The organism is Oscillibacter sp. PEA192, assembly GCF_003574015.1.
Classification (GTDB): Bacteria; Bacillota; Clostridia; order Oscillospirales; family Oscillospiraceae; genus Oscillibacter; species Oscillibacter welbionis.
Map to the genome: position 1 here is coordinate 1,328,217 of NZ_AP018532.1, position 23,225 is coordinate 1,351,441.

Genomic DNA, 23,225 nt, shown 5'->3' on the forward strand with positions numbered 1-23,225 from the left:
CTTTTCTGTGTGAACCCCGGATCCGTCCAGAGTTGTAGCCTGGACCAGATCTACATTCTGATAGCGGGAGGAAGAAAGCCTTTATGTTAAGTTTGGTTGGCATTATTGTCGGCCTTGCGCTGCTGATCTTTTTGGCATTCCGTGGAAAATCCCTGCTTTGGGCCGCTCCTGTCTGCGCGCTGCTGGTGGCCTTCACCGGCGGGCTGGACATGTTTACCGCCTATACGCAGAACTACATGGAGGGTATGGTCGGCTTCGTCAAGGAGTGGTTCCCGGCGTTTATGCTGGGCGCGATTTTTGGCCAGATCATGCAGGATTCCGGCGGCGCGGTCTCTTTGACGAAAGCCGTTGTAAAGCTGGTCGGGCGGGACAAAGCGATCTTTGCCTCCGTCCTGTGCGGCGGTGTGCTGGCTTATGGCGGGATCTCAGGCTTCGTCATCATTTTCTCCATGTATCCCATTGTGCTGGGGCTGTTCAAGGAGGCTGACATTACCCGGCGCCTGATTCCGGCCACGATTATGACCGGCGCTTTTACCTTTGCCATGAGCGCGATGCCCGGCACGCCGACGATCCAGAACCTGATTCCCACAGAGTATTTCGGAACCACCGCCACGGCGGCGCCTGTGATCGGGATTGTGTGCACCATCATCATGTTCGTGGGTCCTGTCCTGTGGCTGAGCTGGCGGGCCAAGAAGTTCCGTGCCGCGGGCGAGGGGTATGACGAACCGGATGAGATGCCGGAGGAGGTGCCGGACGATAAGCTGCCCCCGGCCTGGTGCTGCTTTATCCCCTTTGTGGTCATTGTGATCCTGCTGAATGTGTTCAAGATGAACATCGTGGTGTGCCTGCTGGCGGGGATCCTGCTCTCCCTGGTGTTCCTGTTCCTGATGGGAAAGGTGCGGGGCAGTGTGTATCTGACCAATGTAGGTGAGACCTGCAACAAGGGCTGCCAGAGCGCAGTGTCCGCCATTATGAACACCGCGGCAGCGGTAGGCTTCGGCTCCGTTGTGAAGATTACCCCGGGTTTTGCGTTCCTGTCCGAGCTGGTTTTGGGAATCGGCGGCAGTCCCCTGATCGCAGAATCCATTGCCATCAATGTCCTGGCTGGTGCCACAGGCTCCGCCTCCGGCGGTCTCCAGATCGCCCTGGACGCTCTGGCGGATAACTTTATTCAGATGTCCCAGACCTCCGGCATTCCTCTGGCGGTGTTCCACCGGGTTGGCTCCATCGCCTGCGGCGGACTGAACACCATGCCCCATGACGGCGCGGTGGTCACCTATCTGTCCTACTGCAAGATCTCCCACAAGCGCGGATACTTCGATATGTTCATAGTGGCCGGCGCAATTCCCATCCTGGCCAATATCGTTGCCATCATTCTGGGTACCATCGGCATCGTCTGACGCTTCGGACGAGATCAAGATACAAGATAAATGATTGAGGAGGAAATCATGATGACTATGAAATCCGCATTGATTACCGGTGCTGCGTCCGGTATCGGCAAGGCCTGCGCCGAGCGCATGGCGCAGGAGGGCTACGGCGTCGTGGTGGCGGATGTGAATCTGCCCGCTGCGGAGGAACTGGCTGCCAAACTGGCAGCAGAGGGCCTCTCCGCCATCGCCGTCCACATGGATGTGGCCGATGAGCAGGAGGTGGAGGCTGGTTTTGACAAGATGATGGAGACCTACGGCTCCTGCGATCTGGTCATGTCCAATGCCGGTGTGCAGATCGTCCACCCCTTTGAGGAGTATCCCTTCGCGGACTGGCGGAAGATGATGGCCATTCACGCCGACGGCGCCTTCCTGGTGTCCCGGGCGGCTTACCGCCGGATGAAGGCCTCCGGCAAGGGCGGCCGGATCGTGTTCACCGGCTCCGTACAGTCCTTCGTGGGCTCCAAGCTGAAAGAGCCCTACAACTTCGCCAAGCACGGCGTGGCCGGACTGGCAAAAGCCATCGCCCGGGAGGGCGCCGAGTACGGCATCTACACCTATACCATCTGCCCCAGCTTCATCAAGACGCCGCTGGTGGAAAAGCAGATCCCCGAGCAGGCGGCTTCCCTGGGCATTACGGAGGAGGAAGTGGTGAAGAACATCATGCTGCGGGATACCGTGGACGGGGTGTTCACCACGGTGGAGGATGTAGCCAACACGCTGGTATTCCTGTCCAAGGATCAGGGCGCTCTGACGGGCCAGTCCCTGCGGCTGACCCACGGCTGGGCCATGATGTAATAGAATCATAGGAATCATAAAAGGAGGCAGCTATGGAACGAATTGCGGTTTATGGAGCGGGCACCATCGGTTCCTGCCAGGCCACGCTCATCATCGGCAACGGCCTGCCCTGCACGGTCATCGGACACTCGGAGCGGGGGCTGGAGCGGTGCCGGAAGTCCATCGAGCAGAACTGGGATGACCTGATCGCCGAGGGCCTGGCTACGGAGGGCAACAAGCAGGCCGCCATGGCCCTGGTCACCATCACCAACGACCCTGCCGCTCTGCAGGAGCACACCTTCGTCTTCGAGGCAGTGGCGGAGGGCACTGAGGAGAAGCGGGCCGTCTATGAGACCATCGAGCAGAACGCTGCGCCCAACGTGGTGATCGCCTCCTGCACGTCCTCCATCGACGCAGAGATCCTGGCGGGGCTGGTTTCCCACCCGGAGCGTCTTCTGATCGCGCATCCGTTCCAGCCGGTGCACATGCTGCCCCTGGTGGAGGTGGTGCGCCACGAAAAGACGGCGGAGGACACAGTGACCCGTACGCTGGCGCTGCTGGAGACGCTGCACCGGCAGGTAGTGGTGCTGAACCGCAGTGTGCCCGGCTTCCTGGTGAACCGTTTTGCCCAGGCGCTGTTCCGGGAGTCCATCTACCTCATTGAGCAGGGAGTCACCACCGCGGCGGACATTGACCGGGCGGTGAAGTACGCCGTGGGAATGCGCTATGCATCCATCGGCCTGCTGGAGTATTTCGACGCCGTGGGATACGAACTGGAGAGCGCCATTGCAAAGAACGTCTATCCGGACCTGTGCGGCACCCGGGAGCTCCAGCAGCTGGTGCTGGACGGCCTGGCCACCGGCAAGACCGGGCAGGCGGCGGGGCAGGGCCTGTACGACTGGTCTCAGAAGGACGCGGACGACTTCCGCCGCCGTAAGCAGAGCCCGTACTTTGCGGGCGTTAAAGAGTGGGCCATGCCCGATGTGAAGTGACCGCTCGCAGCTGATTCAAAAGCAGAAGGACAGGCATCCGGAATCTCCGGATGCCTGTCTTTTTGGAAAGAGGGGAGCACACTGCGGCGTGCCGGGCTCTTTGCACACATGCCGTCCTGCCTGGAACGGTTTTCCACTTTCCGGATACGGAGCCGCCTGATCCCACAGGCCGGATTCGGAGAGGAGGACAATTGTTTCCATCAAAACGAAAATATTACTGTGCTTTAATTGGTGAAAAGTAAAATTACATTACAGGAAATTCACCCTTCTCCGATGCGGCGCGGACGGAGGCGGCCTGTTCAGTGCTGCCGCTGGCCCTCGGGCCGAACCGCCAGCAGGACCACGCCGCTCGCCAGCAGGACGAACTGGACGAAAAGAACGGCCGCCGGCAGCGTAAACGCCGGGTCCAGTGTCCCCAGGGTCAGGGGATACTGGGCGAAGAGGCGCCCGTTCCACAGCCCCAGCGATTCCGGCAGGGGGAGCGCCAGACAGACGGGAGAAACCAGCATCCAGACATAGAGCAGCCAGGGCCGGAGCATTCCCAACAGCCAGCCGCTGCCCAGTGCGAACACCAGCGGAGGGACCAGTGTGACCAGCGTGGGAAATACCAGGCCGCTCCAGCCATACCAGCCGAAATAGATCCCATAGAAGCAGGCGGCTTCTGAGATGCAGGCCAGCGCCAGCAGGGCGGTGCCGGTCAGAGCGGCGGCGCACCGGGCCAGGGCGTACCGGCGGGGCAGAAGGGGAGCCGCGTCTGTGAGCACTGCTGCCCGTCGGGCTTTTTCCGAGGTGAAGAAGGTCAGGAAAAACAGCGCCCCGATCCAGAGCAGCGGGAGCATCCGGCTCAGAAAGTCCCCGAAGCTCCAGGGGGAAAAGGGGGCGGTGTGGGACACCCCGAGGATGGTCACGCGCCGCAGCACCTGCCAGCCGTAGAACAGGAGCACCAGCACAAGCCCGGCGAAAAATTTGTTCCACAGCAGGCGCTTGCACTCATAGAGAAAAATTTTACGCAAGGTTCAGGTCCTCCTCTGTCAGCCCGCAGGCGTTTAAAAAGTCTTGGTAGGTCAGATAGGGATACATGGGATCCAGCTCCCGGTTGAACAGGCCGCGGAGGATCCGGTCCATGGCCTCCTCGCCGCCGACCAGTTGCTCCGCTTTCAAAATCTTCAGGGGCATTTCGCAGTACTGCCGCACATAGCGGAGGCTATTGGAGATCTCCAGCCGCTCCTCTTCGGGCAGCGCCTCCAAATAGTCCGGATTGCGGACATAGAAGTTCAGGTAATAGTTGTCCACCGCCTGCTGCCACTGGTCCACATAGTGCTCCTGTGCGTAGGATGGGCCGTATCGCTCCTTGACAATACGGTAGGTGGTGTAGACCGTCAGGCCCTCTGCCGACCAGGGGCTGCTTTCATCCGACGCATCAAACATGTTTCCAAGGCCCCACCACTGATGGACCAGTTCGTGGATCATGACTTCTCCGGCTCCGCCGCCCTTGCCGGTATCGCTCAGATTGTCGGCGGTGAAGTCTGCCTCGTCCAGCAGACTGGCGCCGTTTGCGGCGTAGCCGCCGCCGGTCACCCGGCTCTGAATGAGCTTCAGGGTATCGCCGCTGCCGAAGGACAACATGCCGTAGTGCGCTGTACAGTAGTCCACCACCGACTTCACGGCCTCCGCCGCCCCGGCGGCCTCCATGACGGCCTGATGCTTGCGGCCGTAGTAGAATTCGATGTCCATGCCGCCGGCCTGGATATCCTGGCGGATGTAGTCCCCGGCATAGAGAATGCCGCCGGCGCTGTTGGAGTCATAGCGCCAGGTTTTTGTGCCGTCTGTCTGTTCTGCGACGACCTCCGCCTTGCTGGCCCCGAAGGGGATGACCGACATGGATGCGGGAAGCGTGATCTCGATGGTGGTGGGATAACCGTTTTCCCCCGGCAGCACGTTTATCAGGCGGGGAGACAATCCGGCATTTTCCAGGCATAGGTATTCAGAGCTGATCTCCGTGCCGCCCTGCATGATGGACACATTCCGGTTTTCCCGGGGAAAGCCACCGTAGTCCATAGTCAGTTCGATCTCCCGGTCCGACGGGAGGGCCACCTCCAGCATGGCCTCGTTGTACTCCTGATAGTCGCTCACAGAGAAGGGCACTTCGGCGCCGTTGACCCGCACGTTGGAGATGGTATAGCCCGGATTGACGCCGAAGGCCGCTGTCCACACCTGCCCGGAGGTGTTCCGGAACCGGTAGGCCGCCGTGCCGGAGACCGTCCCAGCGGTGGTGTCCGGGAATACCTGGGCGCTGCGGCTGGTGCAGACCACATTCTCCGCATAGGGAACCTGGTAGAAGTCCATAACCGTCTGGTCGGGGTTGCTGTGGTCCACCAGGGGCTGGGCGGCATAGGCAAAGCCGGAACAGGCCAGAAGCGACAGGGCGATGATAGGCCGGTGGGCCCGCCGCACGCTCCGGGCCAGGGAGCCGGGCAGCCCCTTCCCGTACTGCCGGATGCAGAGATACGACACCGTCCAGATCCCCGCCAGGGCCGCCAGCCAGGTGAGCCGCATCCAGGCTACGGACCGAAAGATGCGGAAATTGGAGAAATCGTCCGACAGCGCCCACACGCAGGGGTTCAGCCAGCAGAGCTGCCAGTTGTCCGCCCAGACAGTCAGGCTCAACGCCGCAAAGGCGGCAAAGAGCACCAGGGACAGGTCCGCCCGCCGGGTATATTGATAGGCGGCAGAGGCAGCCAGAATAGACAGCGGGAGCGCCAGTCCCATGAACAGCAGGTACGCCAGGACATAGTCGCCCCCGTCAAAGACGGAGCCGATCAGCCCACAGCTGATGGGAAGCCACACCAGCATGGTGAGGACCAGCGCCAGTCCGGCTGCCGCCAGCAGGGCCGGCAGGCGTACCAGCGCCGCGGCTAGAGGAGAAACAACCGCATTGGTAAGCACCTCCACACGGCTGCGGCCGGCCCGGTCCAGCTCATATACTGTGAGCAGGCCGAAGAGAATACCGCCCGCCGCCCCTCCGGCCAGGGCCGGATTGGCCAGGTACATGGAGAGCATGGTGCTGGCAATGGCCGGCTTGTAGAGGACGAGTCCTACTGCGGGGGAGATGACGGTCAGAAGAACGATGAGCCAGGTCATGCGGCTGTGCAGAAGCCGTCCCAGCTCCAGGGGGAACAGACGCAGGAGCTTCATTGTACCGCCTCCCGTGAGATGAGATAGAGGTAGGCGTCCTCCAGAGACGGTTCCGACCGCTGGACATAGGCGGGCAGCGCGTCCGCCACTGCGCGGCATCGGACGCCCTGGCTGGTGTTGACCCGGGCGGTGATGTGCAGGCCCTGCTCCTGACCGGCTTCCCGTTCCCAGAACACGCCCACATGGCCCTCTGCCGCCTGAATCAACTGCTCCGGCGTGCCGGTGAACAGGATTTGCCCGTGGTCGATGACCACCAGCCGGTCACACACCGACTGCACGTCCTCGATAATGTGGGTGGACAGCAGTACCAGCCGGTCCTGGGCCGTGCGGGAGAACAGGTTGCGGAAGTGGATGCGCTCCTCCGGGTCCAGCCCCACCGTCGGCTCATCGAGGATCAGGAGGGGAGGGGCGCCCAGCAGGGCCTGGGCGATGCCCACCCGCTGGCGCTGTCCGCCGGACAGGCTGCGGATGCGGGCGCGGGCCTGCCCCTCCAGATTGACCGTCCGGATCACCTCGCGGACGGCTGTTCCGGAGTCCCGCAGCCCCTTCAGGGCGGCCATATAGTCCAGGAACTGGGCCACGGTGAGCTCGTTGAACAACCCGAAGTCCTGGGGAAGATAGCCCAGCTGGGCCTTCAGCTGCCGCTCCGTCTTGAGAAGGGGCTGTCCGTCCACCAGAATGGAGCCGGATGTGGGGAGCAGGGCGGCCACCAGCAGCTTCATCAGAGTGGACTTGCCCGCGCCGTTTGGCCCCAGCAGGCCGATGAGGCTGGGAGACCGGAGCTCCAGACTCAGGTTCTGCAGGGCCTGTTTTCCGCTGGGGTAGGTCATGCTGACGTTTTGAATGTTGATTTCCATGTGATCGGGATCCTTTCTGCTTGGGATACGGAAAGGATACCATGGCTGTGTGGAGGGGAGTTGGAGATTATGTGTGGTTTGTGTGGAGAAGCGGACACCGGGAAATATCTTGCAAAAAGTCCGCCGCAGAACACTTCTGTTTTGCGGCGGACTCGTTTTCTTCCATATAGATTGGCGGAGCAGTCAGGGATGCAGGGAATAGAATTTGTTCAGACGCTCGGCCAGCGCCTTTGGGTTTTCTTCATTCACAACATGGCCGGTATGTTCGATAAGCTGTAATTCCGCGCCAGGGATGTTCTGCGACAGGTATTGGGCGGAGCGGATATTCGAACGGTCCTTTTCCCCGCAGATGATGAGGACGGGACACCGCATACCGCGCACTCTGCCGCTGAAATCCAGCTTCTTCATGGAATTGCCCAAGACAAACGTGCTCTCTTTATCAAAGGCCATGGTGTCAAAAACGGATCTGGGCAGAAAGCGGAAAATCAGGTTTTGGATACCGAACGCCGCCTTGGGAATTTTATGAGGCGTCCCGATCAGGACCAGCGTTTTTACCTTTTCGGGGAAGTCCAGCGCATAGTTCAGCGCCAGGATACCGCCCAGTGAAAGACCGCACAGATGGACCGCTCTGCCGACGTGATCACAGTATTCTGCAAACGCCCCATAGAGGCTCGGATAGCTTGCTGTTTTCCCGGCAAGCAGGGCACACAGGTCCGGACACAGCAGCTCCTCTTTGCCATCCATGCAGGAGACCGTTTCCTTCCAGCTTGCCGCCTTGTGTCCAGAACCATGAACCAGGATTTTTTTCGCCATACGCAACCTCCTTGGCCTGATCTATGCAGCTTCTCCGCTTGTACGATGTCTCAGCGTATACTTGAAACGGTCACATCTGCGGAAGAAAGTCCGGAATGGGCAGAAAACTAAAACCTTACAGTCGCTTTTACCCCTTCCTCCGTATTCTCAATGGTACACACCGCGCCGTGCCGGTCCAGGATCATCTTCACCAGATAGAGCCCCAGTCCGCTGCCGCCAGTGCTCCGGTTCCGGGAACTCTCCTCCCGGTAAAAGGCTTCAAACAGGTGGGGCAGGGCATCTCCGCTGATCCGCGCTCCAGTGTTCTCCACACTCAGGGCGGGGCGGCCCTCCAACCGGCCGCACCAAACCCGGATTTCCGCCCCCTCCGGCGAGTAGCGGGAGGCGTTGGAGAGCAGGTTGCCCACGGCCTTCCCCAGCAGGGAGGCGTCTGCGGGCACGGTAATCCCCGGGGTCAGTGCGGACACCAGCTGCTGGCCCCGCTGCTCCAGCAGCTCCCGGTCCAGAGCCAGTTGCTGCGCCATCAGGGCGGACAGGTCCACGGGCTCCTGCCGGACGGCGGCAGATCCGGACTCCATGCGGGAGATGGACAGCATCTCGCCGATCAGGCGCTCCATCCGGCCGGTTGTCTGGAGAGAGCGGAGCAGGTACTTGTCCCGGTCCTGATATACGCCGACGCCCTCCAGCATCCCGGCCAGCTGTCCCTTCAAAATGGTGACGGGCGTCTTCAGCTCGTGGGAGGCGGCGGAGAAAAAGGCCATCCGCTGTCGGTCCAGCTCCCGCTCCCGGGCCACCTCCCCCCGCAGGGCCTGGTTGGCGGTCTCCAGGTCGGTGAGGGCGGCAGACAGCCGCCGGGCCATTTTGTCCAGACTGCGGCCCAACTGGCCGATCTCGTCCCGGCGCCGCTCCCCGCACACCCACTGGAGGTCCAGCTCCGCCATCCTGCCAGCGATGCCGTTCAGCCGCACGATGGGCCGGGTGATATACCGGGAGTACCCGAACGCACACAGCAGGGAGAAGGCCAGCAGCGCCAGAGCCAGCCAGGGGGCCACCCGCCCCAGGGCCTCCACCGCCTGGTTGGCCAAGCGGAGCTGAGGGGAGACCAGCAGCTGGTAGGTCCCCTCCTGGTCGGCAAAGGTGATCTGGGTGGTGAGGATCCCCGTCTGAGTGGCGGTCACCACACCGTCGGCCCGGTCAATCTGCACCTGATAGGTGTCGGCCTCATAGGTCTGGACCGAGTTGTCCGCCCCGGACATGGTGACGGCCACCTGCCAGTCCTCCTCCGGCAGGACCAACAGGGAGCCGGTGTCCGCCTCCGCCCCGCCGGGGGCCGTCAGGGCTACCTCCGCCCCGCTCTCCCGGACAAAGGCGTCCAGGATGGGCCCCGCGTCGGCCAGATTGGTCTGCGCCAGCTGCTGGGTGAGGTCGGCTACCTGGGCCTGGAGCCGGTCGCTGATCACAGCGGTGTAGGTGATGGGGGTGGCCCAGGCAATCAGGGCGAAGGTGAGTCCCCCTGCCCCCAGCAGCAGCAGGAAGGTAAGCAGAAAAATACGCACCGTCAGGCTTTCAGCGAGTTTCCTTCGCAGCACGGTAGCCCACCCCTCTCACGGTTTCAATATAGTCCCGCCCCAGCTTGTGGCGGAGGTTTTTGATGTGGCTGTCCACCACCCGTTCATCCCCGAAGAAGTCGTAGCCCCACAGCCTGGAGAGCAGCATCTCCCGGGTGAAGACCCGCCCCGGCGCGGCCAGAAAGGTGCGCAGCAGCTCGAATTCCCGGGCCGTCAGATCCAGGGGACGGCCGTCCAGTGCAGCCTCCCTGGTGTCCAGGTCCACCACCAGATCCCGGTAATGCAGGCGGCTTTCCGCCGCTTCGCCGCTCCGGCGAAGGATCACCCGGATTTTCTCCAGCAGGACCGGCATGGAGAAGGGCTTGGTCACGTAGTCGTCGATATTCAGGCCGAAGCCCCGGAGCTGCTGCGTCTCTCCGTCCAGAGCCGTGAGCATCAGAATGGGCACCTGGGACTGGCGTCGGATCTGCGCGCAGACCCCGAAACCGTCGATTTTCGGCAGCATGATGTCCAGCAGGACCAGGTCAAAAGACTGGGCGCGGAACAGGTCCAGGGCCGCCGCGCCGTCTCCGGCCACAGCGGCCGCATAGCCCGCGTCCTGCAGATAGGCGCACAGCAGCTCCTGCAGCTCCGGCTCATCCTCCACGATCAGAATTCGTTTCATCAACAATCACCGGGAAAAAGTATAGCACAGGATTGTGAATTTATCATGGAGAATTTCATTTCCCCCTGTGTGGGGAACAGACCTCCGTTTCCAGCAGCGGCCGCCTGCTGCGTGACCGGTCCCATTGACCAGTGGGCACCGGAGCTGTGACAGGACGATTCCCAGATCCGGTTCGTGGGCTTTGACTTCTTCTGCATCCAGGTGTTCAACCCGCGTGAAAACTCCAAGGACATGATGACCATTGACAACCGACAGAAATGTGAACTCCCGGCTGAAGGCCCTCCCCGTGGACTGGAACTACACCATCCCCTTCGGCCCGCTCCACGCCCACGGGTCCGCAGTTACTGTCAAACGGTTCCTGAGCGCGGCGAGGGCGGTATTTTCCCTTTGATCCCGCTTCACGGGCTGTAACGGAAAGGTATATGCCCATAGCTTTTGAGGCTTCTCCGGAAATCTCAATTTTTTATAATAGCCCCAGAACGGCCGCTATGCGGGAAGAGAACGATACATAATTTGATTTTTGAAAATGGGACGCGGTTCATTTCCGGGGCCAGGTGTCTGAAGAAATATCTGGCCAGCTTTTTGAGAAAAACGGATCGAATATGCTGCTGGTCGCAGACAGCAGCGGTGGGGAGCGGGACGCGGAGCACGGGACGAAGTGCCCGCCAGGTCCACCTGCCCTGCCCCAGCAGCGAGGCGGCAGGCGGCCCGCCTGTGCCGAAAGCCCGCCTCGGGGGAGTCCACCGGCTGACCCGAAAGAAAAAAAGAGCGGCATATCCCTATGGATATGCCGCTCTCCTCTGCGCGAAGGCGCACCGGGGGAGACCGTTTCCGCCCGGTGCGCGTTTCTTATGGGATTTCCTCCGGTGCACGGAGCTATCCGGCTGCTCGGGGCGTCAGTTCTCCAGGTCCTCCTGCAGGGATTCCACCAGGGCGTCCGCCAGCTGATCCAGCTCTGCGGCCTTGTCCGCCTGAAGGGAGGAGGCCAGGGACAGCCGCTCGTTGAGCACCGTCATGTTCTTGAGTTCCTCGTCGATGAAGGCCTGCATCAGGTCTCCGGACTTGCAGGCCCAGGAGCCGTTCTCGATGATGGCGAAGGTGCGGTTCTGGAGGTTCAGGGCCTTCATGTCCTCCAGATAGCTCTTCATCACCGGGTAGATGCCCAGATTGTAGGTAACGGAGGCCAGGACGATGTGGCTGTACTTGAAGCTTTCGGCAATCAGGTAGGACACATGGGTGTTGGACACGTCGTACAGGGCCACGTCGGTGATGCCCCGTTCGCAAAGCTTGGCGGCCAGCGCCTGGGCGGCTGCCTCGGTGTTGCCGTACATGGAGGCGTAGACAATCAGCACGCCCTTGACTTCCGGCTCATAGCGGCTCCATTTGTCGTACTTGTCGATGAAGTAGCCCAGATCCTTCCGCCACACGGGACCATGAAGGGGGCAGATATACCGGATCTGGTCCAGGATGCCGCCGGCCTTGCCCAGCAGCAGCTGGATGTGGGGGCCATACTTGCCCACGATGTTGGTGAGGTACCGGCGGGCCTCGTCGATCCAGTCCCGGTCGAAGTTCACCTCGTCGGCAAACAGCTTGCCGTCCAGGGCGATGAAGGACCCAAAGGCGTCGGCGGAGAAGAGGACGCCGTTGGTGGTATCAAAGGTCACCATGGCCTCGGGCCAGTGGACCATGGGAGCTCCCACAAAGGTGACGGTGTGGTCGCCGAAGGAATAGGTGTCGCCCTCCTTGACCTGGATGCACTCGTGACCGTCCACATGGAAGCCGAACTGGCGCATCAGCATGAAGGCCTTCTCCGTGGAGATGATCCGGACCTTGGGATAGCGCAGCAGGATCTCCTCGATGGAGGCGCCGTGGTCCGGCTCCATGTGGTTGATGACCAGATAGTCCAGAGGCGTTCCGTTCAGCAGGTATTCGAGGTTCTCCAGCAGCTGGCGGCAGGCGGACCAGTCCACCGTGTCAAACAGGACGCTCTTTTCGTCCAGCAGCAGATAGGCGTTGTAGCTGACCCCCTTGGGGATGGGGTGGATGTTCTCAAACAGAGCCAGACGGTGGTCATTGGCGCCGACCCAATAGAGATTTTCGGTAACAGTTCTCACACAATGCATGAAGAAATCCTCCTTTACTCACAGATGACAGGCCGTTACGCCTCAATGAACTGGTCCTTGGGCTCCGCGCACTCCGGGCAGACCCAGTCCTCCGGCAGCTTTTCAAACAACGTGCCGGGGGCGATGTCACCGTCCGGGTCGCCCAGCTCGGGGATGTACTCATAGCCGCAGCCGCCGCAGACGTATCGCTTGCCGATGGGCTCCGGCTTGGGGAGACGGGGCCGCTTCATCTTCACCATGGGCGGCGCGGGCTGCTTTTCGCCGGTGTCCAGAGCAGCGGTCAGCAGGGGCAGAATCTCGTTCACATCCCCAACGATGCCATAGTCGCAGTTTTTGAAGATGGGGGCGCCGGCGTTGGTGTTGATGGCCACGATGGTAGAGGCGTCCTTGATACCCTTCAGGTGCTGCACCGCGCCGGAGATGCCGCAGGCGATGTACAGGTTGCCGGTGAACTTCTGACCGGACATGCCCACATAGCGGTTCAGGGGCACGTATTTCAGCGTCTCCGCCACCGGACGGGAGGAGCCGATGGCCGCGCCGGCGGCCTTGGCCAGATCCTCAATGAGCTTCATGTTCTTCTTGCCGCCGATGCCCTTGCCGGCAGAGACCACCCGCTCCGCCTGGGCGATGGGGGTGTCCAGGGGGATGCCCACAGTGAAGTCGTGGCCGTCCTTCTTCAAATGCTCCACCAGGGCGGCCACCTGCTCGGCGGGGGAGCCGTCCCGCAGGATGACCTTCTTCCGCACACCGGTGACGGGCGCGGGCTTCTTGGGCTGGCTGGAGGAACCGCCGGAACTCTTGGGGGCCTTGCCCAGGATATGGGAGGCGATGACCACCCGCTGGATCTCGTTGGTGCCCTCGTAGATGGTGGTGATCTTGGCGTCCCGGTAGGCCCGCTCCACCTCCATACCTTTCATGAACCCGGCGCCGCCGTGGATCTGCAGGGCGTCGTTGGTGACCTCCAGGGCGATGTCGGAGGCGTACATCTTGGCCATGGCGGACTCCATGCCGTAGGGGGCGTGCGCCTCCTTCAGCTCGGCGGCGGAGTACACCAGGAACCGGGCGCAGCGGAGCTTGGTGGCCATGTCGGCGATCTTAAAGGAGATGGCCTGCTGGAAGCCGATGGGCTTGCCGAACTGGATGCGCTCCTTGGAGTAGGCCACGGCGGCGTCATAGGCCCCCTGGGCGATGCCCAGCGCCTGGGCTGCGATACCGATGCGGCCGCCGTCCAGGGTGGACATGGCGATCTTGAAGCCGTCGCCCTCCTTGCCCAGCAGGTTCTCCCTGGGCACTTCCACATTGTCAAAGATCAGCTCGGCAGTGGAGGAGGAGCGGATGCCCATTTTGTCGTAGTGGTCGCCGAAGTAGAAGCCCTTCCAGCCCTTCTCCACGATGAAGGCGCTGATGCCCCGGGTGCCGATATCCGGTGTGGTGACGGCAAAGACCACATAGGTGTCCGCCTTGGGGGCGTTGGTAATGAAGATTTTGCCGCCGTTGAGGACATAGTGGTCGCCCTTCAGGACGGCGGTGGTCTCAGTGCCGCCGGCGTCGGATCCGGCGTTGGGCTCCGTCAGGCCGAAGGCGCCGATCTTCTCGCCCTTGGCCAGGGGCACCAGGTACTTGCGCTTCTGCTCCTCGGTGCCGTAGGCGAAGATGGGCCAGGAGCCTAAGGAGACATGGGCGGACAGGATGACGCCCGCGCCGCCGTCCACCCGGGCCAGCTCCTCCACGGCGATGGCGTAGCTCAGGGCATCCAGCCCGGCGCCGCCGTACTCCGCGGGGAAGGGGATGCCCATGAGGCCCATCTCGCCCAGCTTCCGGATGGCCTCGTCCGGGAACTCGTTCTGCTGGTCCAGCATGAACGCGATGGGTTTGATCTCCTCCTCCGCAAACGCACGGACTTTGGCGCGGAGTTCCTCGTGTGCCTGTGTGGTCTGAAACAGCATAGTCGTACCTCCTCTTTAATCTTGATAAAATTTATCAACTTTCAAGCAAAAGAAAAACTGTCAAATCAGGGGTCCGTCAAAATCTCCTGCAGGCTGTGGGCCCGCAGCTCCTCGTCCAGCTTGTTCTGAATCTCAGCCAGCTTGCAGTGCACGGTGCAGCCGCCGTGGCAGCTGCGCCAGGGGCATTGATACGCCGGATCCATGCAGGAGCTCAGATTCCCGCGTTCTCCCATGGCCTTCATCAGGTCATAGAGGCTGGTGCCGGTCAAATCCGCCGACAGCCGGCAGCCGCCCGCCGTTCCGCGGACCACCTCCACCAGTCCGGCCTTCTCCAGCTTTTTCAGGATTTTATAGGCAAAGGCCTGGGGGAGGAGTTCATCCTGTGCGATCTGTCCCGCGGTATGCAGTTTTCCATCCAACAGTGCCCGCAGGATGCGCAGGGCGTAATCTGTCTCCCGGGTAATGACCAATGCCGCGTTCTCCTTTTATGCGTCGTATTGTTAATTGGAGAATACCAATTTGGATATTTTTTGTCAAGTATCGGATGCAACCCTATAAAAAGTTTGGCAGTGTTCCATAAAAAACCAGTCGTGATTTTGATAAAATGCCGGGGCGGACGCCCTGGGACTCACGGTGGGCCCACCCGCCGGGGGACAGCCGGATATCGGTGTCGTTGCCGGGGAACACACTGTTCTGAAAGTCCGGCGCGGGGTCTGAGGGAACCGATTTCAGCAGGACGGCGATGCCGTTGTATTCAAACGTATTTTCGTTGTATAGGGAGTGGCCGGGAGTGCCATCGGTGCAGTTGAAACGGAACCGATTGCCCGTAAAGGTGCAGCCGGATGTGTGCTCCAGGCGGAGATCGAAAAGGCGGTGTCCCAGCCGGTGAAGGTGCAGCTGCTGACCGGCTCTACGACGGCGAGGTCTTCCGCTGTGAGCTGTGGCTGCCGTCCGCCTCTTGACAGCGGCGGGCGATCTGCTATAATTCTGATAAAGTTCGCACCATGCCTGCTGACAGGGGTGATAGCTGCAGCCCCTTTCGGGCGCCGGCCGCGAGTCGCGGCCGGTTGGCTGGATTCTGGCGTATGCGCTTCGCGCAGGCGAGCCCGCTTGCGGTATTGGAGCACACCTGCGATGTGCTGGAAGATACCGCCGCGCGGTTCCCCATACAAATTTGTATCGCTCCGCAGGCATGAGAAGGGAGGAGAGCACTTGATTGTCTATCGGGAGCTCTCCTCCCTTGTGCGGGATCTGGGGATCCCCGCCGGGACGCTGTATGCCGTCAGCAATACACTGGACCGCCATTACATCCGCAGGCAGCTCCCCAAGTCCTCCGGCGGTGTGCGGGAGCTGTCGGTCCCGGACCCGCTGCTGAAGCACATCCAGCGCCAGATCCTGCGGGTGCTGCTGGTCCACATGCCTGTGTCCCCCTACGCCATGGCCTATCGATACGGCGGCAGCACTCTGTGCAATGCTGCGCCCCATGTGGGAAAGCCCTGTGTTTTGAAGCTGGACATCCGTCATTTTTTTGACAGTATCCTGTATTCCGCTGTGAAGGAAACTGCCTTTCCAGCTGAGGTTTATGCAGAGAACTTACGTATTCTGCTGGCTATGCTGTGCTACGGGTGGGATCGGCTGCCCCAGGGGGCGCCCACATCCCCCTGCATCACCAATATCCTTATGCGGGACTTTGACAACGAGGTGGGGGCCTGGTGCCGGGAGAGGCAGATCGCTTACACCAGGTACTGCGACGACATGACGTTCTCCGGCGATTTCGCCCGGGATGAGGTGCTCCGGTGCGTGGAGCCCCGGCTGCGGGCGCTGGGGTTCTATCTCAATCCCGGAAAGACAAAATGGCTCCCGGCAGACCGCCGGCAGCTTGTGACAGGTATTGTGGTCAACAAAAAGTGCAATGTCCCGTCCGAAGAGCGCCGTGCACTGCGCCAGGAGCTGCATTTCTGCCAAAAATTTGGCATCTCCGGCCACATGGCGCGAGCCGGGATCGACGGACCGGAGGACCGCTACCTGGCTCAGCTCCTGGGCCGGGTCAACTACCAGCTGCAGATCACGCCGGGAAGGCGGGAGCTGCAGGAAGCCCGGGACTGGCTGATCAAAGCACAGCCGCAATACGGCGGAGGGCGGGAGACATCTCCGGCAGAAAAACAGATATTGTGACATGGAAAAAGCGGGAACATCATGTAGATGTTCCCGCTTTTTCGGCTTTTTCCGAAGAGCTCGGGAGAATATCCCCGGCACATAAACCGCCGTCTGCAAGGTAAAATAAGGAGGATCTTTTGTTGAGGAGGTCTGCAAATGTCTGAACTTACGATTTCCAGTGAACGACTCACAGCCTTTGCTGCGCACCTGCGTGCCGAGGAGCGCAGCCCCGGCACCATCGAGAATTACCTGCGCCACATCCGGGCATTCGCCGTCTGGCTGGACGGCTCTCCGGTGACAAAGGAGACGGCGGCAGCCTGGAAAGAGCATCTGCTTACGCAGGACTATGCGCCGGCAACGGTCAATGCCATGCTGGCGGCGCTCAACGGCCTGTTTCACTTTCTGGGCTGGGACGGGTGCCGGGTAAAATTTCTGAGAGTCCAGCGCCGGCTGTTCCGGGACGCGGGCCGGGAGCTGACACGTCCGGAGTACGAACGTCTGATGGAGACGGCCCGTTCCAGAGGACAGGAGCGGCTGGCGCTGCTTATGGAGACGATCTGCGCTACCGGCATCCGTGTCTCCGAAGTGCAGTATATCACCATGGAGGCAGCAAAACGGGGCCGGACGGATATCTTTTTAAAAGGGAAAATCCGAACCATCCTCCTGCCGGAAAAACTTTGCCGGAAGCTGCTGAAATACGCGCAAAAACACAAAACCGCTTCTGGTGAGATCTTTCTCACCAGAAGCGGAAGAAGCTTGAGCCGCCGTCAGATCTGGGCGGAGATGAAACAGCTGTGCAGATACGCAGGAGTGGAGCCGGGAAAAGTATTCCCGCACAATTTTCGGCATCTCTTTGCCACGATCTTCTACCGGGCCTGTAAGGATATTGTTCGATTGGCCGATGTGCTGGGCCACAGCTCCATCGAAACCACACGCATTTATCTGACGACCTCCGGTGCGGAGCACGCACAGCAACTAAACAGGCTGGGATTGATTTTATAGGACATAATTTATATTTTGACCATATAAAACATCTGGCTCTGCACAGTTTGCACTGTGAGAAAGAAAAAGTGCCACGCCAGCAGCGCCTTCCAGGCACTGATGGGTATGAAAAGAAAAGCCGCAATCTTTCTCATTTTTGCGGCTCTTTTTTGTGTGTCAAAAGACGGGATGGGTCTTGTGTTTCAAAATGCCAGATGGTATAATATTATTATCTATACAGTAAGTAAAGATATTTATTTTCGCTTTTATATTGTCAAAATATAAATTTTGACATAAAAATATTCTAAAGAGAAAAGGATCGAACAGACGCTGACCCGTGACACCCGGACAGCGCGCTAGACAGATACGGTGTCCAAGAAAACTCAGTAATCCACAGCGGACGAATCTGCGGTCTGCTTTCGTCTGCTGCTGGAGCATTTCCAGGAGCGGTCGCTAAATGAACCGCTTATCGTCAGTTGGGAGGAGGTGATGGGACATGCTCTGTGATTTTCCTGTTCGCAGTGTTTACAGGCGGTCTCCGGAGCGGGAGCCGCCTGTAAAGCGGCTGTGTCATTGTGCGTTCTGAACCTGAAGCGCAGGGGTTATAAAGAAGTTATAAAAGGAGGAAACGAGAAAATGAAGAGAAAGTTGCTGTCTGTTCTGATGGCGCTCTGTCTAATACTGACGTTGCTTCCTACGGCAGTGTTTGCAGAGGAACTCACACCTCCGGAAGAATCCGGAGAACAGCAGGAAGAGCAGATCAAGGAGCCTTCGACTCCTGAAAAGGAGCCAGACGATCCGGAGAAAGAGCAGGAGGGAGAAGAGGACCTTCAGCCCAGTGACGGGGATCCGGAACTGCCCGCCGGTGACGGAGAGGATGAAAGGGATCCGCAGACGCCGGAAGACGGTGTACAGGACCCCACCGGGGAGGAAATCCCTGAAAATGGCAGCACCTCTGTGCCGAATGAGGTGCCGCTTCAGGAGATCATTCTTCTGGAGGAGTCCGCCGTTACCATGGAACAGAACGGCGGGACGACGGAATATGACTCCGTCAGTGCGGCCATCGACGCTACGCAAGCGTATAACAAAGACACCAACAAAGGGCTGTACACCATTACACTGAATGAGAACTTGGCTGAAGACGTGGTGATCCCGGAAGGCCGGTATATCAAAATCGACCTGAACGGCCACACCCTGACCAATAAGGAAAGTCATACGATCTTCAACAACAGCACCCGGATTACCATTGTGGATACCTCCGCGGAGAAGACCGGCGTGGTGGATAACATCAGCCATGGCAGGGGTGCGGTGTACAACAACATCAATGCGGCCATCACCCTGCAGGGCGGCTCTTATACCCGCTCTCAGGAGGCAAGTACCGGCAGCGACGCAAGCGGCAGCAACAGCTGGTATGTGTTGAAGAACTTCGGCACCATGACCATCAAAGACGGCGTCACGGTGAAGTTTTCTGATAGCAACTCCGGCCTCTATTCCAGCCTGATCGGCAATGGCTGGCAGAACAGCTCCGCAGCGGAGGCTGGATCCAATGGTGAGCCCAAGTCCAACGCGGGCGGGAAGCAAGCCAAGCTGACCATCAATGGCGGCACCTTTACCGGCGGCCAGATCACAGTAAAGAATGACGATTACGGAGAGCTGACCATCACCGGCGGCAACTTCAAGCAGCCCGGCGAGAGTCGCTATGCCGTATATAATGCCAACACGGCAACGATCTCCGGCGGCACATTTACCGCCGAGAGCACGGTTGTGGGCTCTGACTACTTTGCAGGCGGGGCCAACACCGGCAAGCTGACCATTTCGAAAGGAACATTCACCAGTGAGAGCAGCGGAACCGCCATTTCCATGGGTGCCGGCGCGGATCTCACGCTCACCGGCGGTACCTTCCAGACGCAGGGCGACGGCTCTTCGTACGTAATCAGTCTGGCAGAAACAGCCACAGCAGAAATTTCCGGCGGCAGCTTCCCCGGCGCCGAGGCGGCGCGGGTTGTCAACAGTTCCGACGCCTTCAGGGATGGCTACGGCGTGGTGAAAAATCCCGACGGTTCCCTCTCTGTTGGAGTGAAAGACGAGTCCGCCGAGGCGGTCGTGATTGCCCGGGATGGGAGCAGAACCAACTACCTGACGTTGAGTGCGGCTGCGAAAGCAGCGCCTGCCGGCAGCACCGTCCAGCTGCAGAAAAGTCTCGTGCTCACCTCCGGCATCAGTACTGTAAATTATGGTGTGACCATTGATCTCAATGGCTATGATATTGACGGCACGGCAGTTACCAGCAGTGACGGCGCAGTGGCATTGAAGACGAATTACAGCAGTAAGCCGGTTGATGGCGTGGACTCCACTATGCGGCTCATCAACTCGGTTTCCGGGCAGGGCGGCACCATTCGGGCGAAGCTGCCTGTCAGCGTGAAATCCGGGAACAGTACGATTCCGCTGCCCGCCGAAATCGGCGCCGGCGTGACACTTGAGGTTCTGGAGGGCGGCACGGATGCTGTCAAGCTGGACAGCAGCGCGTATCTCCTATACAGTGAAACTGCGGCAGACTATATTGCCAACGGCGGCTTCCGGGTGAGCGTCGGCGGTGTCGACCGCATTTATGGCAGCTATGCCAATGCGGTGAGCGCTGCCGGGGACAATGCCGTCGTGACGCTGCTGCACGATTATACCGGAAGTGACAAGATCTATTCCGGCAGCCGCAGCGGCACGCTGAATCTTGCCGGCAGAACGTATACTTACACAGGCTCAGACGCGATTGTAGATGTCAATTATGAGAATGTCGGCCTCACCATCCAGAACGGCACCCTGATGGGGACAAGCCCTGAGGCAGATGGAGCTCAAGTGCTGTACAGCAACAGTTCCCTCACCCTGGAAGGTGTTACCGTCGACGTTAAGGGAGAAGATATCTACGGCATCGTCACCAACGGCACCAATGTGAAGAACGCCATCGCCCTGAAGAACAGCACCCTCAACGTGCCCAATGGGAACGGCATCTACTTCCCCAGCACCGGGACAGTGACCATCGAAAACTCCATCATCAACGCCAAGTATGTGGGTGTGCAGATGTGCGCCGGCAGTCTGGCAGTACGGGGAGCGCAGACGGCCATCACAGTGACAGGGGAGCCGACGCAAAAAACTGACAGCGACGGCGTCATCGGCGACGGCGCTGCCATCTCCATTGTGGAGCGGGAGGGCTATCAGGACCTGGGCACCGTCACCATTGAGGACGGAACCTTCCAATCCGCAGAAAGTGTTGATGCAGTCAAGGCCTACGCCTTCAATAATGCGGATAAGACGGAAGAAGCATGGCCCACTGCCGGCGAGGTAGTTTCCGTCTCCGGCGGCACCTTCTCCGCTGAAGTGCCGGAGGCCTTGTGCCAGGACGGCTATGTGGCGGTCAAGGATGAGAACGGCAGCTTTGTGGTGGGGAAAGATCCCGCCAAGACCTTTGTGGCGCAGATAGGCGACAGGGAGTTCACCACGATCCAGGGAGCCATTGACGCGGCCGTCTCCGGCGACACGGTTCAGATCAAACCCGGGACCTATGCCGAGGATCTCACAATCAGCAAGAAGATCACGCTGCTTGGCAGCGGCGCGGGCGAAGCCGGCACGATCCTGACGGGAACGGTCAGTGTTGCCGCGGATGGCGTCACACTGGATGGCATCTGGTTCCAGCAGACCTATTCTGAGGAGGACTCTAAGGACCAGGGTGCCTGCAAATTAAAAACCACGGAAACGGGAACAAATCTTACCATCCAAAACTGCATTGTTCAGCGGATGACCGGCACTGCAATTCCCTATGGCGCCATTGTTCATTACGGCGCCGCCGAAGGAACCCTGACTCTGAAAAACACGGAATTGATCGCCCCTGTTGCCGGGACCGCAGACGAAATCAACAGTGCGTCTCCTTCTGTGATCGGCGTTGCTGCTTGGGCGCAAACCGGCGAGAATATCGACGAAGCGTGGAAGCTGGTTGTAACAGACTGTACCATCCGTACCAATGGATTTGCGGTGTTTGACCGTTGGAACAACGCCACCTATACCAATACGACCTTCACCGGACTGGAAGGCGTGGAGGGACTCGATGACATCGAGGTCAAAACGTGCTATATGGCGCTCAATAATCCCCATGCAAATGATGTGACATACGATCATTGCACCTTCCGGAACATGCGCAGCTGGGGAATGCTGGTTGCAGGCGAAGAGCTCACGGTGACAGACTGCACCTTTGATGGAACAAACCAGTCCTGTGCGATCTCTGTGGCCTATGGTACAATCGACAAGTGTACGATTACGGGGAACACCTTTGATCTGAGCGGCAGCGGCAGCGGAATTATGTTCAGCGGCGCGGTGACCGAAACCTCCACAATCACAGTTGCGGACAACACATTCAAAAACTGCAGCCAGGAGGGCGGATACTGCGTCAATAATACCAGCGCTGTGGAAGGAGAGCAGGTTGCTCCGATCACGGTCACAGGATCCACCTTTATCGACTGTGCGAACAAGTATCTGAACCAGGTAAATGTGGAGGAAGCCGCAGCCTCTGATACCGCTTACGTGGTGTCCGGAAACACGGAGACGTACTACGAGACGCTGGCAGAGGCGATCTCCTCCGCGCCCGTGGGTTCGGCCGTGTATCTGCTGAAGGACATCAGTGAAACGGTCTCCGTCTCCAAGAACATCTCTATTTACACAAACGGCCATGCTTTCAGTGCGGCAAATATCCAATGTGCCGCAAACTACTATGTGCGGCAGATCTCGGGAGGGTATGAGGTTTATTATTCTGCCCCATCTACCGGCTCCGGCGGCTCTGACAGCGATCCCAGTTACGCCCCCATCCTGGATGTCGGCAGCGGCGGCAGCGTGAAGGTGAATCCCCGGACTCCCGAGGAGGGCGACAAGGTGACCATCACCCCGGATCCCGACAGCGGTTATGGGGTGGACGAGGTCATCGTCACCGACCGGAATGGCCGGGAGATCGACGTCACCGCCAATCGGGACGGCACCTATACCTTTGAACAGCCCCGCGGCCGGGTGACCATCGAAGTCACCTTCACCCGCACCGGAGAGAGCGCCTTCTTTACCGATGTGCCGGAGACCTTCTGGGCCTACGATGAGATCGCCTGGGCCTATGACAACGGCTACGTCAACGGCACCACGGCCACGACGTTCAGCCCCAACGGCAGCATCACCCGCCAGCAGGTGTGGATGATCCTGGCGCGGCTCAGCGGACAGTCTCCCGCCAACATGGCAGAGGCGCGCACCTGGGCCATGGACAACGGCATCTCCGACGGCACCAACCCCGGTGCGGCGGTGACCCGGCAGCAGCTGGTGGCCCTGCTGTACCGCTTTGCGGAACTGCGGAATTATGCCAACGGCCAGCGGGCCGATCTGAGCGCCTATCCGGATGCCGGCAGCGTGGCGGGGTACGCAGTGGAACCCCTGCAGTGGTCCGTGGCCAACGGCATCGTGGGCGGCACCAGCGCAGGGACGCTGAACCCCGCTGGAACAGCCACCCGCGCCCAGTTCGCGGTGATCCTTTATCGCTTCTGGAATCAGGTGGCCTGAGACAAATCAGAATAAGACAGCAGGGCGGAGAAATCCGCCCTGCTGCTTTTTTGAAAAAGAGAACCACCGGCAAAACCGATGGTTCCAAAAAGCTTTAGCCATGCCGAAAAAATATCCTCCTTTGGTAGAACAATGGAGGTCTGCCAAC

General features: G+C 60.0%; 16 protein-coding genes. 7 read left to right on the forward strand and 9 right to left on the reverse strand.

Going from position 1 to position 23,225, the window contains the following annotated elements; genetic code table 11:
* Window positions 1-83 precede the first annotated feature (83 nt).
* Genes DN611_RS06390 through DN611_RS06400 form a run of 3 tightly spaced genes read left to right on the forward strand, consistent with a single transcriptional unit; the run spans window position 84 to window position 3,196 of the window.
* Entirely contained in the window at window positions 84-1,400 is a 1,317-nt protein-coding gene (locus tag DN611_RS06390) for a GntP family permease (protein WP_021748825.1), read from the forward strand.
* 48 nt (window positions 1,401-1,448) lie between these two features.
* Window positions 1,449-2,225: a 3-hydroxybutyrate dehydrogenase gene (locus DN611_RS06395; RefSeq protein ID WP_036627612.1), complete on the forward strand. Its 777-nt coding sequence runs from the start codon at window positions 1,449-1,451 to the stop codon at window positions 2,223-2,225.
* Between the two features lie 32 nt (window positions 2,226-2,257).
* The gene (locus DN611_RS06400; RefSeq protein WP_021748823.1) at window positions 2,258-3,196 is read left to right on the forward strand and encodes a 3-hydroxyacyl-CoA dehydrogenase family protein; all 939 of its coding nucleotides are present in this window, start codon (window positions 2,258-2,260) and stop codon (window positions 3,194-3,196) included.
* A gap of 299 nt (window positions 3,197-3,495) precedes the next feature.
* Here the strand turns inward: DN611_RS06400 and DN611_RS06405 are convergent, their stop codons facing one another.
* The 6 genes from DN611_RS06405 to DN611_RS06430 form a co-directional block, all read right to left on the reverse strand.
* The gene (locus tag DN611_RS06405; protein ID WP_119310914.1) at window positions 3,496-4,209 is read right to left on the reverse strand and encodes a hypothetical protein; all 714 of its coding nucleotides are present in this window, start codon (window positions 4,207-4,209) and stop codon (window positions 3,496-3,498) included.
* A complete protein-coding gene (locus DN611_RS06410) occupies window positions 4,202-6,391 on the reverse strand; it encodes a hypothetical protein (RefSeq protein ID WP_119310915.1) in 2,190 nt (729 codons plus the stop codon). Before DN611_RS06410 ends, DN611_RS06405 begins: the two co-directional genes overlap by 8 nt.
* Window positions 6,388-7,248 carry an ABC transporter ATP-binding protein gene (locus DN611_RS06415; protein WP_021748819.1) on the reverse strand — a complete coding sequence of 287 codons (861 nt, stop codon included), beginning with the start codon at window positions 7,246-7,248 and terminating at the stop codon, window positions 6,388-6,390. The genes DN611_RS06410 and DN611_RS06415 overlap by 4 nt, the downstream gene beginning before the upstream one ends.
* A gap of 183 nt (window positions 7,249-7,431) precedes the next feature.
* Complete coding sequence (locus tag DN611_RS06420) at window positions 7,432-8,061, reverse strand: alpha/beta fold hydrolase (RefSeq protein WP_119310916.1); 630 nt, start codon at window positions 8,059-8,061, stop codon at window positions 7,432-7,434.
* Window positions 8,062-8,168: 107 nt separating this feature from the next.
* Complete coding sequence (locus DN611_RS06425) at window positions 8,169-9,650, reverse strand: sensor histidine kinase (RefSeq protein ID WP_119310917.1); 1,482 nt, start codon at window positions 9,648-9,650, stop codon at window positions 8,169-8,171.
* Window positions 9,628-10,293: a response regulator transcription factor gene (locus tag DN611_RS06430; protein ID WP_119310918.1), complete on the reverse strand. Its 666-nt coding sequence runs from the start codon at window positions 10,291-10,293 to the stop codon at window positions 9,628-9,630. Before DN611_RS06430 ends, DN611_RS06425 begins: the two co-directional genes overlap by 23 nt.
* 241 nt (window positions 10,294-10,534) lie before the next feature.
* Here DN611_RS06430 and DN611_RS16660 point away from each other — a divergent pair, with 241 nt between their 5' ends.
* Complete coding sequence (locus DN611_RS16660; RefSeq protein WP_158629839.1) at window positions 10,535-10,684, forward strand: hypothetical protein; 150 nt, start codon at window positions 10,535-10,537, stop codon at window positions 10,682-10,684.
* A 505-nt stretch (window positions 10,685-11,189) separates the two neighbouring features.
* Here the strand turns inward: DN611_RS16660 and DN611_RS06435 are convergent.
* From DN611_RS06435 to DN611_RS06445, 3 genes are all read right to left on the reverse strand, one after another.
* Window positions 11,190-12,416 carry an FprA family A-type flavoprotein gene (locus DN611_RS06435; protein ID WP_021748812.1) on the reverse strand — a complete coding sequence of 409 codons (1,227 nt, stop codon included), beginning with the start codon at window positions 12,414-12,416 and terminating at the stop codon, window positions 11,190-11,192.
* A gap of 35 nt (window positions 12,417-12,451) precedes the next feature.
* Entirely contained in the window at window positions 12,452-14,362 is a 1,911-nt protein-coding gene (locus DN611_RS06440; protein ID WP_021748811.1) for an acyl-CoA dehydrogenase family protein, read from the reverse strand.
* Between the two features lie 65 nt (window positions 14,363-14,427).
* Entirely contained in the window at window positions 14,428-14,832 is a 405-nt protein-coding gene (locus DN611_RS06445; protein WP_021748810.1) for an RrF2 family transcriptional regulator, read from the reverse strand.
* A gap of 742 nt (window positions 14,833-15,574) precedes the next feature.
* Here DN611_RS06445 and DN611_RS06450 point away from each other — a divergent pair.
* The 3 genes from DN611_RS06450 (at window position 15,575) to DN611_RS06460 (ending at window position 23,077) form a co-directional block, all read left to right on the forward strand.
* Window positions 15,575-16,537, forward strand: a complete 963-nt coding sequence (locus DN611_RS06450; RefSeq protein ID WP_119310919.1) for a reverse transcriptase family protein — start codon at window positions 15,575-15,577, stop codon at window positions 16,535-16,537.
* A 138-nt stretch (window positions 16,538-16,675) separates the two neighbouring features.
* Entirely contained in the window at window positions 16,676-17,521 is an 846-nt protein-coding gene (locus tag DN611_RS06455; RefSeq protein WP_021748806.1) for a tyrosine-type recombinase/integrase, read from the forward strand.
* 615 nt (window positions 17,522-18,136) lie between these two features.
* On the forward strand, window positions 18,137-23,077 hold the full coding sequence (locus tag DN611_RS06460; RefSeq protein ID WP_119310920.1) for an S-layer homology domain-containing protein: 4,941 nt from the start codon (window positions 18,137-18,139) through the stop codon (window positions 23,075-23,077).
* Window positions 23,078-23,225: the final 148 nt, after the last annotated feature.

Coding starts and splice junctions, on each gene's coding strand:
- DN611_RS06390 (WP_021748825.1), top strand. CDS start 84: ATGTTAAGTTTGGTTGGCATTATTGTCGGCCTTGCGCTGCTGATCTTT.
- DN611_RS06395 (WP_036627612.1), top strand. CDS start 1,449: ATGATGACTATGAAATCCGCATTGATTACCGGTGCTGCGTCCGGTATC.
- DN611_RS06400 (WP_021748823.1), top strand. CDS start 2,258: ATGGAACGAATTGCGGTTTATGGAGCGGGCACCATCGGTTCCTGCCAG.
- DN611_RS06410 (WP_119310915.1), bottom strand. CDS start 6,391: ATGAAGCTCCTGCGTCTGTTCCCCCTGGAGCTGGGACGGCTTCTGCAC.
- DN611_RS06415 (WP_021748819.1), bottom strand. CDS start 7,248: ATGGAAATCAACATTCAAAACGTCAGCATGACCTACCCCAGCGGAAAA.
- DN611_RS06420 (WP_119310916.1), bottom strand. CDS start 8,061: ATGGCGAAAAAAATCCTGGTTCATGGTTCTGGACACAAGGCGGCAAGC.
- DN611_RS06430 (WP_119310918.1), bottom strand. CDS start 10,293: ATGAAACGAATTCTGATCGTGGAGGATGAGCCGGAGCTGCAGGAGCTG.
- DN611_RS06435 (WP_021748812.1), bottom strand. CDS start 12,416: ATGCATTGTGTGAGAACTGTTACCGAAAATCTCTATTGGGTCGGCGCC.
- DN611_RS06440 (WP_021748811.1), bottom strand. CDS start 14,362: ATGCTGTTTCAGACCACACAGGCACACGAGGAACTCCGCGCCAAAGTC.
- DN611_RS06455 (WP_021748806.1), top strand. CDS start 16,676: ATGTCTGAACTTACGATTTCCAGTGAACGACTCACAGCCTTTGCTGCG.
- DN611_RS06460 (WP_119310920.1), top strand. CDS start 18,137: ATGAAGAGAAAGTTGCTGTCTGTTCTGATGGCGCTCTGTCTAATACTG.